Raw genomic sequence first — 11,530 nt, 5'->3', positions numbered from 1 at the left:
GAGGCTCCATGGCTCATCCACGGCCCTCCCGTCGCTCGTTGCTCCAGTCCGGGGCGGCGCTCGCCGCGCTGGCCCTGGCCGGCGGCTGCTCCTCCGACAGCGGCGAGGAGCAGCCGTCCGGTCCGGCCGCTATGGTGGCCACCACCCCGGCCGCCACGACGGACACCGGATCGGCGGCCCGGCGCGCCATGCCGGCCGAGTCCGCCCCGCACACCCGCACCTTCATGGCCTGGCCGGCCCTGGAGGAGGTGTGGGGAGACCAACTGCCAGGCGTCCGGCAGGACATCGCGGGCCTGGCCCGGGCCGTGGCCCGGTTCGAGCCGGTGGTGCTGCTGGCCCGCCCCGACCAGGCCGAGCAGGCCCGCCGGGCCTGCGGGTCCTCGGTGGAGGTGCTGGACCTGATGGTCGACGACCTGTGGGCCCGGGACACCGGGCCGACCTTCGTCACCGGCCCGCAGGGACTCGCCGGGGTCGACCTCGACTTCAACGGCTGGGGCGGCAAGCAGACCCACGCCAACGACGGCCAGGTCGCCCGCGGCCTCCTGGCCCACTACGGCATCACCCGTGTCCAGGCGCCGATCACCGGCGAGGGCGGCGGCATCGAGGTGGACGGGGAGGGCACGCTGATGGCCACCGAGAGCTCCTGGGTGAACGACAACCGCAACCCCGGCGTGTCCCGCGACCGGATCGAGGCGGCCTTCAAGGAACTGTTCGGCGTCGAGAAGGTGATCTGGTTCCAGGGCGTCGCCGGGCAGGACATCACCGACTGCCACGTCGACGCCCTCGCCCGCTTCGCCGAGCCCGGCACCGTCCTGCTGCACCGCCCCGCCGCCGACACCCCGCCGGACGTCTGGACCACGGCCTCGGCGCAGGCGCGCCAGGTGCTGCAGTCCGCGACCGACGCCAAGGGGCGCCCGCTGCGGGTGGTCGACCTGCCGGAGCCGGACTTCGAGCTGATCCAGGGCGGGGGCAAGGACTTCCTCGCCACCTACGTCAACTACTACGTCTGCAACGGCGGCGTGATCGTCCCGCGCTTCGGGGACCGGGCCGCGGACGACCGGGCGGCCGGGGTCATCGGCGACCTGCACCCCGGGCGCACGGTCACCCGGGTCGACATCAACCACATCGCGGCGGGCGGCGGCGGCATCCACTGCGCCACCCAGCAGCAGCCCGTCGCGCCCGGCGCCGGTCCGTCGTGAGCGCGCCCGGTCCGCTCACACCGTCGAGGACAGGGCGTCCAGCAGGGTCCGCAGCACCAGTCGGGCGTCCACCGCCGCGTCCAGCGAGCCGATGGCGGCGAGTCCGTCCACGGCCGCGGCGAAGGCCTCGCCGAGCGGGACCGGGTCGGCGGCGCTGCCGCGCTCGTCGACCAGGCACCGGAACAGGCGGACGAAGGAGGACCGCCAGCGCGCGTACTCGGCCTCCAGGCTCGCGTGCACGCGTTCGTCGTCGAGGGCGAGCCAGTGCAGGGCGGCGTGCAGGCGCGCCAGGTCGGGGCTCTCCGGCCGGGTGAGCAGGGCCAGCACCCGCTCGGACCGTTCGGCGTGCCCGCCGGGGCCGGCCACCGCCTCCTCCAGCGGGGTGATCCACTCCGGGCGGATGTCCGCCACGACGGCCACGATCAGGTCGGTGCGGTCGGCGAAGTGGTAGTGGCACATCCCGTGCGACACCCCGGACAGCGCGGCGACGTTGCGGGTGGTGAACCGGCCGGCGTCGCCGCCCGCGAGCAGGGTGCGGGCCGCCGCGATCAGCCGGGCCCGGGTCTGCTCGCCCTTGGCGGACGCGCGCGCCCGGCCGGTGCCGCGCGGTCCGGAGGCCGTAGCCGGAACTGTGCCTGTCGCCCGAGTCGCCATGGGCGCCACTGTAACGACCGGGGGAGTGCGGCAGGGGCGGTTCGGGGCCGATCTCCGTCCGAAGTATTGACCGAGCGCTTGGTCAGTTCTAGCTTTTCGGTCAACTGCTCGACGAGCACAGCACTTTGAGAGGGAGGCAGTGATGGACGAACGCTTCGAACCCGGGAAGCCGTTGGACCGGAACCTCGGCCGCCGCCGGTTCCTGGCGGCCACCGGGCTCGCCGTCGCCGGAGCCGCGCTGGCCGGCGCGGCCGGCGGCCCGGCGCAGGCGGCCGCGCGCCGGACCGCCGCCGCTCAGGCCGCCGCCGGCTTCCGGGTGCCGCTGGACACCGCCCGGCACACCCGGACCTGGATGGCCTGGCCGGACAGCAGCACCATCTGGCGCGGCCGGCTCGCCGCGGTCCAGGCGAACATCGCCCTGATCGCGAAGACCGTCGCCAAGTACGAGCCAGTGACCGTGTGCGCCAACCCGGCGAGCGTCGCCAAGGCCCGGTCGATGTGCGGCTCGGCCGTCACCGTCATCGGGGACATCCCGGTCGACGACTGCTGGATGCGCGACACCGGCCCGGTCTTCCGCACCGACGGCGCGGGCGGCCTCGACACGATCGGCCTCAACTTCAACGGCTGGGGCAACCACCAGAACCCGCACGGCAACGACGCCCTGGTCGCCCGGCGCCTCGCCGCCCACCTGGGCCTGCCGTTCACCGCCGCAGGCCTGGTCGCCGAGGGCGGCGGCGTGGAGACCGACGCCGCCGGCACGCTGATGGCCACCCGCAGCAGCGTCCTCAACGCCAACCGCAACCCCGGGATGTCCCAGGCGCAGGCCGAGGCCGCGCTGTGCGCCGCGTTCGGCGCGTCCAAGGTGATCTGGTTCCCTGGCATCGCGGGCCAGGACATCACCGACGACCACGTGGACGCCACCTCCCGCTTCACCGGCGGCGGGGCGGCCGTCGTCCAGAGGCCCGTGGCGAGTGACACCGACGTGTGGGCCGAGGACCAGCGCCAGCAGTACCGGGCCCTGACCGCGGCCACCGGTGCCCAGGGCACGCCGTTCGCGGTCAGCCAGATCCAGGGCCCCGACTACAACCTGATCCGCTCCACCGACCCGAACTTCGTCGGCTCCTACGCCAACTACTACCTGTGCAACGGCGCGGTGATCTCCGCGCAGTTCGGTGACACCAGGGCCGACGGCGCCGCCAGGGCCACCCTCGCCCGGCTGTTTCCCGGCCGCACCGTCGAGCAACTGAACATCGACGCCCTCGCGGCGGGCGGCGGCGGCATCCACTGCGTCACCCAGCAGCAGCCCGAGGCCTGAGGCCGTGGGGCCGGTCCCGGCGCGCACCCGGGCCGGCCCCGTCGGCTACGGCAGCGGCTCGTGCATGGTCGAGCAGTGGATGCCGCCGCCGCCGGCCATCAGGCGGTCGACGTCGAGCTGCACCACCTCGCGGCCGGGGAAGGCGGCGGCGAGCGCCTCCCTGGCGGCGGCGTCCTTGCGGGCGTCGCCGAACTGGGTGGTGATGACACCGCCGTTGACGAGGTGGAAGTTGAGGTAGGAGTCGACGAACTTCGAGCTGCGGGAGCGCACGGTGTCCGGGCCGTGCACGGGGACGACCTGGAGGCGGCGGCCCCGGGCGTCGGTGGCGGCGGACAGCAGGGCGAACTGCTCGCGGGCGTCCCGGGCCCAGGCGTCGTTCCGGTCGGCGGGCGGCAGCTGGACCATCACCACGCCGGGGCGCACGAAGCGGCTGGTGACGTCGACGTGGTCGTCGGTGATGTCCTGGCCCTTGATGCCCGGTAGCCAGATCATGGTGTCCGCGCCGTAGGCCTCCAGGACGGCGTCCTCGATCTCGTCCCGGCTCATCCCGCGGTTGCGGTTCTTGTTGACCAGGCTGCTCTCGGTGGCCATCACGGTGCCGTCGCCGTCGGTCTCGATCGCGCCGCCCTCGCCGACGAAGTCCGCGTAGGAGTGGCGCAGCCCCCGGCGGGCGGCGAGCCGCTCGGCGACCCGGGCGTCGTCGTGGTGGACCTGCTTGTTGCCCCAGCCGTTGAAGTTGAGGACCACGGCGTCCAGGCCGCCGTAGCCGTCGCGGCGGAACACCGGGGCGATGTCGCGCATCCACAGGTCGTCGGTGGGGATCGCGGTGATCACCTCGACGCCGGAGCCGCACATCGACCGGGCCTTTCCCGCCGTCCAGTCGTCGGGGGCGCACATCACCACCGGCTCGAACTCGGCGATCGTCCGGGCGATCAGCGCGATGTCCTGCTGGACCCCGCCCAGCCGCAGCCCCCACACGCCGCGCCGGGACGGCCAGGACATCCAGGTCCGCGCGTGCGGGACGTCGTCCGCCGGCACCCAGGGGAAGGGCTCGGTGGACCGGTCGTCGCGGTAGTGGCTCATGAGGGTCTCCAGATCGTGCGGCGGTGCTGCTCCAGCGTCGCACTGACTGAAAAGTCAGTCAAACCGACGGGCCGCGGTACCCCGGCGCATTGGTGAGCGGGGAGGTACGCGGTGCGACGGCCCGGCGGTCGGTCCCCTCAGGGCCCGAGCCGGGCCACCTCGGTGTCGATCGCGTCGGTCATCAGTGTCCGGGCGTGCGCCAGCGGCAGGCTGCCGCTCAGCCAGCGGGTGCTCAGCCCCTCCAGCAGCGCGGTCAACCGCTCCGCCGCACCCGCCAGCGCGACCGCCGAGGACATCGGCTGCACCGCGCCGAGCAGCTCGGCGATCTCCTGCACCCAGATCCGGGTGGCCCGCGCCAGGTCCTCGCGCAGGGTCTCGTCGAAGACCGCGCTCGCCCGCAGCTCGCCCCAGGCGGTGCTGTTCTCCCGCACCTCGACGGTGTCCTGGAGTTCCAGCAGCAGAGTCTGCTCCAGCTCCTCGCGGGCCGTCAGCGGTGGCGCGTCCGCGGTGCGTTCGGTGGTGTACCGCTCCGCGCGGTCGTTGATGAACTCCAGCGTCTGCTTGAGGATCCCCGTACGGTCCTTGAAGTGGTAGTAGATCAGCGCCGTGGACACCCCCGCCTCGGCGGCGAGCTCCTCCACCCGCAGCCCGCGCACCCCGCGGCGCGCGATCACCCGCGCCGCTGCTTCCAAGATCGACGTTTTACGACTGGCCATGATCCGCCACCCTACCCCGGGGCACGGGCCGTGTTCGGTCCGTCTGCTGAAGGTCCCGTCAGCCGGCGGCCCTCAGGCGACGGCCGCCGGGTGCCAGTCGGCCGGGCCGGTCGGGGGGAGGTGGCGCGGGAGGCCGTCGGTCCAGCGTTTGGTGCCGTCGGGCAGGACGGCCAGGGCCTCGACCCCGGGCTGCCGGGAGACCCAGGCGAGGGCGCGGTCCGGGCCCATGGCGAAGGCGGCGGTGGTCCAGGCGTCGAGGCGGGCGATGCCGGTGCCCGGGGCCCCGACCAGGGTCAGCGAGGTCAGCCCGGTCGCCGGCCGGCCGGTGTGCGGGTCCACGATGTGCGGGCCGCGTTCGGCGGTGCCGGAGGTGGCCACGGCGAGGTCGCTGCCGCCCAGGACGGCGGCGAGCAGCCCGGGCTGCCACGAGTGGGCCACCCCGACACGCCACGGGCCGCCCGCCGTCTGCACGTCCCCGCCGCCGCTGACGCAGAACCGCCGCGCGCCGTCGCGGCGCAGCATCCGGGCCGCCTCCTCGACCGCCCAGCCCTTCACCCAGCCGCTGGGGTCGAGCCGGCCGCCCGGCCGGTGGGTGAAGTAGCCGTCGGTCCGCTCGGCGGCCTCCCGGCAGGCGTCCAGCACCTCGTGGACCTCCGGGGCGCAGGCGTCGAGGCCGAGTTCACCGCGGTCGAGGCGGCTGATCTCGCTGTCCGCCCGGTAGGTGGAGAACCGCGCGTCGATGCGGTGCAGCCGCTCGGCGATCCGCCGCAGCGTCGCCGGGGTGCCCGGGCCGGGATCGCGGACGACGAAGGAGAAGACGGTGCCCATCACGGGTTCGGCGTGGCGCAGCACGGGGCGGTTCACCGCCCGGCCCGGTCGAGCGCGCTCTGCAGCGAGCGGATGTAGCCCTGACTGGTGTACGTCGCGCCGCTGACCACGTCGATCGCGGCGCTCTGGGCGGCGGTCGCCTCCCGGTTGAGCAGGGGCAGCGCCGAGCCGTTGATCTCCCGGTCCCGGCGGTTGTCCGTCGGGTACTCGACCACCTCGACGCCGGTGATCCGGCTGCCGGAGAGGGTGACGCGGACCTGGACCGGCCCGTAGCGGGTGTTCACCGCGTCGCCGGTGACGCTTCGGGTGCCGCCGCCGGTCGTGGCGGTGGCTTCCGGGGACGGCACGGCGGTGCCCGACGGGCCCGTGGCGGCCCGGGGGGCCTCGCTCCCGCCCGAGCCGATGACCGCGGGACCGACGGTCCGCAGTGAGTCGAGGGACAGCAGCAGGACGATTCCGGCCGCGCTGGCGGCGCTGCCGACGACGGCTCGGCGCATGACGGTGACTCCTCGGGGTTCGCTTCGGGCACGTGGGCTGGCTGCCGGGGCGTGAACTCGACGATCGGGACATGGACGTGGGGGCCGGTACGTGGACGCGGGCTCAGAACGTGAACGACTCGCGATGGATGCGCCCCCGCCGCACACCGGCGGCCCGCAGCGAACGGACCGCCTCCGCTGTCATCGCCTCCGGCCCGCACAGATAGACCTCGTGGTCGGCGAGGTCGGGGACCAGCCGGGCCAGCGCGGTCCCGAGGTCGCCCACCTGCGCCCGCGACCCGGTCAGCTCGTGGACCCGGGCGCCGCGCCGGCGGGCCACATCCGCGAACTCCGCCCGGAAGAGCAGGTCCTCCGGCCGCCCGGCCCGCTGCACCAGGGTGAGCTCGCCGGGCATCGTCTCGAACAGGGCCCGCAGCGGGGTGATCCCCACGCCCGCCCCGAGCAGCAGCACCCGGCGCCGGCGCAGGCCGCGCGCCGTGAACGCCCCGTACGGTCCCTCGGCGCGCACCCGGGTGCCGGGGCGCAGCGCGGCCACCGCCGCACTGTGGTCGCCGAGGCCCTTGACGGTGAAGCGCAGGAAGTGCGGGTGCGGTGCGGCGGACAGCGAGTAGGGGTTGGCGGCCCAGCGCAGGCCGGGTGCGTCGAACTGCAGCCGGAAGAACTGGCCTGCCTCGGCCCGCAGTTCTTCCAGCCGCCGGCCGCTCAGGTAGAGCGACACGACGCCGGGGCCCTCGGGGCGGACCTCGGCCACCGTCAGCCGGTGGCGGCGGTCGCGCAGCCACGGCCGGACCAGCCGGTACCAGCCGAGCAGGCCCGCGGTGGCCAGGTACAGGGCGCACCAGGCGGCCGTGGCGAGGCCGCCGCCGAGGTCGGCGCCGGTGGCCAGCTGGTGGCCGAAGGCCAGGGCCACGGCCAGGTAGGTCGCCAGGTGGAGGTAGTACCAGGTCTCGTAGGACAGCCGGCGCCGGGCGGCCCGGGCGGACACCGCGCCGGTGCCCAGCATCAGCAGGGTGGCCGCGGTGGCCTTGAGCATCTCCGGGAAGTGGAGGACGATCTCCACCCCCTCGCCGATCAGCCCCCTGCCGTCGGTCAGGGCGTACCCCCAGACGACGGTCAGCACGTGCGCGCTCACCAGGGCCACCAGCCACCGGCCGCCGCGGGCGTGCCAGCGGGTCAGCCGGTCGGCGCCGATCCCGCGCTCCAGCGGCGGCAGCCGGGCGACCAGGAGCAGCAGAACGGGGGCCGCGTACCCGGCGAGCAGCCCGCTGACCCGGCCCGCGGCGGTGGCCCAGCCGGCCACACCGGTGACCGCGGTGGTGCCCGTCCACCACAGGGCGACGGCACCGGCCGCGCCCGCGGCGAGCAGCCCCAGGACAGCTGCCGGTGCGGCGGCGCGCGGACGGCGCGGTGCGGCCCGGTGGCCCGGGCGCGGACGGCGCGGGCGCGGTGGGGCGATGGTGGCCATGCGGATCTCCTCACTGCCGGCGGCGCGGGGCCGCCGGGGTGATCACGATGGCACCGTTGGCTCTCAGCCGGCTCTGAACCGGCGCGCGTTCCCCCCGCTTCGCAGGGCATCGCCGCAGCTCACAGGGGGTTTCCCGGATCCTGGGGCCGTCGCGCTCTCATGGCTTTCTCACCGGGCCGTGGCCACAATGAGCGGCGAGCACGGCAGAACAGCGGGAACCGAGGGAGCAGCATGGACGACACCGCCGATCCGCGCGCCTGGCGGATCCTCGTGGTGGACGACGAACCCGATCTGGTCGAGGTCGTCTGCGGCGCGGTCCGCTACGAGGGCTGGCGGGCCCGCGGCGAGGGCACCGGCCTGGCGGCCGTCCGGGCCGCGGCGTCCTGGCGGCCGCACGCCATCGTGCTCGACATGATGCTCCCCGACCTCGACGGCCTGGAGGTGCTGCGCCGCGTCCACCGGGAGCAGCCCGAGGTCCGGGTGCTCTTCCTCACCGCCCGGGACACCGTGGAGGACCGCATCGCCGGCATCGCCGCGGGCGGCGACGACTACGTGACGAAGCCGTTCAGCCTGGCCGAGGTCGTCGTCCGGCTGCGCGGGCTGCTGCGCCGGGCGACCCCGGCGGGGCTGGCGCACCCGCCGCCGGAGCACGCGCTGGTGCTCGGCGACCTCGTCCTCGACGAGCGGGCGCGCGAGGTCAGCAGGGGCGGCGACACCATCGAGCTGAGCCCCACCGAGTACGCCCTGCTGGCCCATCTGATGCACCACCCGCGGCAGGTGCTGAGCAAGGCGCAGATCCTGGACGCCGTCTGGTCCTACGACTTCGGCGGACAGGCCCACGTGGTGGAGCTGTACATCAGCTACCTGCGCAAGAAGCTGGACGTCGGCCGGCCACCGATGATCCACACGGTGCGCGGGGCCGGCTACCTGATCAAGGCGGCCGCGTGAGCGCCGTGCCGCGCGGCCGGGCCGCCCGGCTGGTCCCGCGGACCCTGCGCGCCCGGCTGATCGCCGGACTGCTGGTGCTCCTGGTGGTGACCTGCGCCGCCGTCGGACTGGCCACCACCGCGGCGCTGCGCCACTTCCTGGTGGACCGGCTGGACCAGCAGCTCGCCGACACCGGCGGACGCTACGCGGCCAGCCTGGAGCACGCCGGACGGGACGGCGACACCAGGGCCCAGGCGCCCGGCACCTTCGGCGCCCGCCTGGTGGACGGCCGGGTCACCGCGGCCGGCGTCGTCGACGGCGACGCCGACGACGCGGACGAGCCCAACGCGGACGACCGGCTGGCCCTGCCGCCGGCCGAGCAGCACGCGCTGGCCGCGCTCGTGCCCGGCGGCCCGGCCCGCACCGTCGACCTGGGTGGCACGGCGGGGGACTACCGGGTGCGGGCCACGGCCGGCCGGGACGGCGACGTGCTGGTCGCCGGGCTGCCGCTGCGCCCGGTGGAGGACACCGTCGACCGGCTGGTGACGCTGGAGCTCACGGTGTTCGCGCTGGCCGCCGCCGGGGCGGGCGTGGTGGGGGCGCTCTGGGTCCGCTGGGCGCTGCGCCCGCTGGACCGGGTGGTGCGGACCGCCGAGCGGGTCGGCGCGCTGCCGCTCGCCAGCGGCGCCGTGACCCTCGCCGAGCGGGTCCCGGACGAGGACCCGCGCACCGAGGTCGGCCGGGTCGGCATCGCCCTCAACCGGATGCTCGACCACCTGGGCGCCGCCCTCGCCCGGCGGCACGCGGTCGAGGAGCGGCTGCGGGCGTTCGCCGCCGACGCCAGCCACGAGCTGCGCACCCCCGTGGCCGCCGTCCGCGGGCACGCCGACCTGGCCCTGCGCCACCCCGGCGAGGTGCCCGAGCCCGTCCGCCACTCGCTGGAGCGGATCAGCGCGGCGGCGCACCGGACCGGGACGATCGTCGAGGACCTGCTGCTGCTCGCCCGACTGGACGCCGGCCGGCCACTGGCCGAGGAGGAGGCCGACCTGACGCTGATCGCCCTGGACGCGCTCGCGGACGCCCGGGCCGCCGGGCCGGAGCACGACTGGCGCCTCGTCCTGCCCGAGGAGCCCGTGCTGGTGCGCGGGGACGCGTACCGGCTGACCCAGGTGGTGGCCAACCTGCTGGCGAACGCCCACACCCACACCCCGCCCGGCAGCGAGGTCGAGCTCAGCCTGACGCGGTCGGCCGGGCAGGTCCGGCTGGCCGTCGCGGACAACGGCCCCGGGATCGCGCCCGAGCTGATCGACCGGGTCTTCGAGCGCTTCGTCCGCGGCGACCGGGCCCGCTCGCGTGCGACCGGGTCGACCGGGCTGGGCCTGTCCATCGTGGCGGCCGTGGTCCGGGCGCACGGCGGCGAGCTGGAGGTGACCAGCCGGCCGGGACGCACCGTGTTCACCGTCCGGCTCCCGGCCGTGGCGCAGGCCGGTGCGTCGGCCGGTGGGTCGGCCTGCGCGTCGGCCTGCGCGTCGGCCGCGGCAGAGCCCGTGGCGCCGACCGGTGCACCGGCCGGTACGCCGTCGGGTGCGCCCGGCCGTCCGGCGCCCGCCGACGCGGCGGATCAGGCGAAGATCCGGGCGTAGAGCTCCTCGATCTCGGCGGCGGTGGGGACGGCGGGGTTGTTCGCGGGCGAGCCGGAGGCGAGCGCCTGCTCGGCCATCAGCGGGGTGAGGCGGGTCCAGGCGTCCTCGGCGATGCCGTAGCTGCGGGGGGTGGGGACGTCCAGGTCGCGGCAGAGCGCGCGCAGGGCGTCGACCAGCCGGTCGGCGGCCGCCTCGTCGGAGTCGGCGGCGGTGGCGGCTCCCAGCGCGCGGGCGCAGTCGGCGTACCGGGCGGGGGCGGCGTGCACCGAGAAGGCGGTCACCGCCGGGAACAGCATCGCGTTCGACAGGCCGTGGGCGACGTGGAAGTGCGCGCCGATCGGGCGGCTCATGCCGTGCACCAGGGCGACGCTGGAGTTCGAGAACGCGATGCCGGCCTGGGTCGCGGCGAGCATCATGGCCTCGCGGGCCGCGGCGTCCGAACCGTCCGCGTAGGCGCGACGCAGGTGGCGGCCGATGGTGCCGATCGCGGTCAGCGCGAGGCCGTCGGAGAACGGGTTGGCCTTGCGGCTCACATAGGCCTCGACCGCGTGGGTGAGGGCGTCGATGCCGGTGTCGGCCGTCAGCCGGGGCGGCATCGACATGGTCAGTTCCACGTCGACCACGGCGGCGATCGGCAGGAACGCCGGGCCCGGACAGAGCATCTTCTCGTCCGTGGCGCTGTCGGTGATGACGGTGAACTGGGTCGCCTCCGAGCCGCTGCCCGCGGTGGTGGGCACCGCGATCACCGGCAGCGCCGGCCCCCGGTTGACCCGCGGCGCCTTGTAGTCCCGCATCTCGCCGCCCCGCACGCCCAGCAGGGCGAGCGCCTTGGCGGTGTCCATCGGGCTGCCGCCGCCGAACCCGATGACCGAGTCGGCCTCGTGCTCCTGGAGCGCCTTCACCCCCGCGACCAGGGAGTCGGTGGTCGGGTCGGGCACGGTGTCGGCGAACAGCCGCGGGTGCAGTCCGGCGTCGAGCAGCGTCGCCGTCAGGCGCTGCGCCGCGCCGCTGCCGACCAGGAACGCGTCCGTCACCAGGAGCGGGCGGGCCAGCCCCAGTTCCTTGAGGACGTCGCCCAGTTCGGCGGCGGCGCCGCGGCCGACGCGCAGGATCCGCGGCAGGGAGAGGCCGGCAACCATGGAGCACCCCTCGACGGTGGGAGGAAGACCGGCCGGTGTTCCGGCCGGGGAGGCTTTCGACTGT

At 75.4% G+C, this 11,530-nt stretch carries 11 protein-coding genes; 4 read left to right on the top strand and 7 right to left on the bottom strand.

The window, feature by feature from the left end; translation table 11 throughout:
- Positions 1 to 8: 8 nt before the first annotated feature.
- Complete coding sequence (locus ACFVVU_RS35340; protein WP_387793979.1) at positions 9 to 1,199, top strand: agmatine deiminase family protein; 1,191 nt, start codon at positions 9 to 11, stop codon at positions 1,197 to 1,199.
- Positions 1,200 to 1,214: 15 nt separating this feature from the next.
- On the opposite strand, the gene ACFVVU_RS35335 is transcribed toward ACFVVU_RS35340, so the two are convergent.
- The gene (locus ACFVVU_RS35335; RefSeq protein WP_387793978.1) at positions 1,215 to 1,853 is read right to left on the bottom strand and encodes a TetR/AcrR family transcriptional regulator; all 639 of its coding nucleotides are present in this window, start codon (positions 1,851 to 1,853) and stop codon (positions 1,215 to 1,217) included.
- 142 nt (positions 1,854 to 1,995) lie between these two features.
- On the opposite strand from ACFVVU_RS35335, the gene ACFVVU_RS35330 reads away from it, so the two are divergent.
- Positions 1,996 to 3,168, top strand: a complete 1,173-nt coding sequence (locus ACFVVU_RS35330; protein ID WP_380714926.1) for an agmatine/peptidylarginine deiminase — start codon at positions 1,996 to 1,998, stop codon at positions 3,166 to 3,168.
- Positions 3,169 to 3,213: 45 nt separating this feature from the next.
- Here ACFVVU_RS35330 and ACFVVU_RS35325 read toward each other — a convergent pair whose 3' ends face one another.
- The 5 genes from ACFVVU_RS35325 to ACFVVU_RS35305 all read right to left on the bottom strand — a co-directional run bounded on the left by ACFVVU_RS35325 (position 3,214) and on the right by ACFVVU_RS35305 (position 7,757).
- Positions 3,214 to 4,251 (bottom strand): agmatine/peptidylarginine deiminase, encoded by a 1,038-nt coding sequence (locus ACFVVU_RS35325; RefSeq protein WP_387793977.1) that lies wholly within the window; start codon positions 4,249 to 4,251, stop codon positions 3,214 to 3,216.
- 137 nt (positions 4,252 to 4,388) lie between these two features.
- Entirely contained in the window at positions 4,389 to 4,967 is a 579-nt protein-coding gene (locus ACFVVU_RS35320) for a TetR/AcrR family transcriptional regulator (RefSeq protein WP_387793976.1), read from the bottom strand.
- Positions 4,968 to 5,039: 72 nt separating this feature from the next.
- Positions 5,040 to 5,795: an FAD:protein FMN transferase gene (locus tag ACFVVU_RS35315; protein WP_387793995.1), complete on the bottom strand. Its 756-nt coding sequence runs from the start codon at positions 5,793 to 5,795 to the stop codon at positions 5,040 to 5,042.
- A gap of 32 nt (positions 5,796 to 5,827) precedes the next feature.
- Entirely contained in the window at positions 5,828 to 6,292 is a 465-nt protein-coding gene (locus ACFVVU_RS35310) for an FMN-binding protein (RefSeq protein WP_387793975.1), read from the bottom strand.
- Positions 6,293 to 6,395: 103 nt separating this feature from the next.
- A complete protein-coding gene (locus tag ACFVVU_RS35305) occupies positions 6,396 to 7,757 on the bottom strand; it encodes a ferric reductase-like transmembrane domain-containing protein (RefSeq protein ID WP_387793974.1) in 1,362 nt (453 codons plus the stop codon).
- A 231-nt stretch (positions 7,758 to 7,988) separates the two neighbouring features.
- Here ACFVVU_RS35305 and ACFVVU_RS35300 point away from each other — a divergent pair, with 231 nt between their 5' ends.
- Both ACFVVU_RS35300 and ACFVVU_RS35295 read left to right on the top strand, forming a co-directional pair.
- A complete protein-coding gene (locus tag ACFVVU_RS35300; protein ID WP_380682569.1) occupies positions 7,989 to 8,705 on the top strand; it encodes a response regulator transcription factor in 717 nt (238 codons plus the stop codon).
- Positions 8,702 to 10,327 (top strand): sensor histidine kinase, encoded by a 1,626-nt coding sequence (locus ACFVVU_RS35295; RefSeq protein WP_387793973.1) that lies wholly within the window; start codon positions 8,702 to 8,704, stop codon positions 10,325 to 10,327. The genes ACFVVU_RS35300 and ACFVVU_RS35295 overlap by 4 nt, the downstream gene beginning before the upstream one ends.
- On the opposite strand, the gene ACFVVU_RS35290 is transcribed toward ACFVVU_RS35295, so the two are convergent.
- Complete coding sequence (locus ACFVVU_RS35290) at positions 10,306 to 11,466, bottom strand: iron-containing alcohol dehydrogenase (RefSeq protein WP_387793972.1); 1,161 nt, start codon at positions 11,464 to 11,466, stop codon at positions 10,306 to 10,308. The two genes, ACFVVU_RS35295 and ACFVVU_RS35290, sit on opposite strands and share 22 nt — an antisense overlap.
- Between the last annotated feature and the right edge of the window lie 64 nt (positions 11,467 to 11,530).

The organism is Kitasatospora sp. NPDC057965, assembly GCF_042887135.1.
In the GTDB taxonomy this organism is placed as follows: Bacteria; Actinomycetota; Actinomycetes; order Streptomycetales; family Streptomycetaceae; genus Kitasatospora.
The sequence above is the reverse complement of the archived record's forward strand: the minus strand, read 5'-3'. Positions and strand labels throughout refer to the sequence as shown.

Excerpts from the sequence above, each read along its gene's own strand:
- ACFVVU_RS35340 (WP_387793979.1), top strand. The coding sequence starts at position 9 with ATGGCTCATCCACGGCCCTCCCGTCGCTCGTTGCTCCAGTCCGGGGCG.
- ACFVVU_RS35335 (WP_387793978.1), bottom strand. The coding sequence starts at position 1,853 with ATGGCGACTCGGGCGACAGGCACAGTTCCGGCTACGGCCTCCGGACCG.
- ACFVVU_RS35330 (WP_380714926.1), top strand. The coding sequence starts at position 1,996 with ATGGACGAACGCTTCGAACCCGGGAAGCCGTTGGACCGGAACCTCGGC.
- ACFVVU_RS35325 (WP_387793977.1), bottom strand. The coding sequence starts at position 4,251 with ATGAGCCACTACCGCGACGACCGGTCCACCGAGCCCTTCCCCTGGGTG.
- ACFVVU_RS35320 (WP_387793976.1), bottom strand. The coding sequence starts at position 4,967 with ATGGCCAGTCGTAAAACGTCGATCTTGGAAGCAGCGGCGCGGGTGATC.
- ACFVVU_RS35315 (WP_387793995.1), bottom strand. The coding sequence starts at position 5,795 with ATGGGCACCGTCTTCTCCTTCGTCGTCCGCGATCCCGGCCCGGGCACC.
- ACFVVU_RS35310 (WP_387793975.1), bottom strand. The coding sequence starts at position 6,292 with ATGCGCCGAGCCGTCGTCGGCAGCGCCGCCAGCGCGGCCGGAATCGTC.
- ACFVVU_RS35305 (WP_387793974.1), bottom strand. The coding sequence starts at position 7,757 with ATGGCCACCATCGCCCCACCGCGCCCGCGCCGTCCGCGCCCGGGCCAC.
- ACFVVU_RS35300 (WP_380682569.1), top strand. The coding sequence starts at position 7,989 with ATGGACGACACCGCCGATCCGCGCGCCTGGCGGATCCTCGTGGTGGAC.
- ACFVVU_RS35290 (WP_387793972.1), bottom strand. The coding sequence starts at position 11,466 with ATGGTTGCCGGCCTCTCCCTGCCGCGGATCCTGCGCGTCGGCCGCGGC.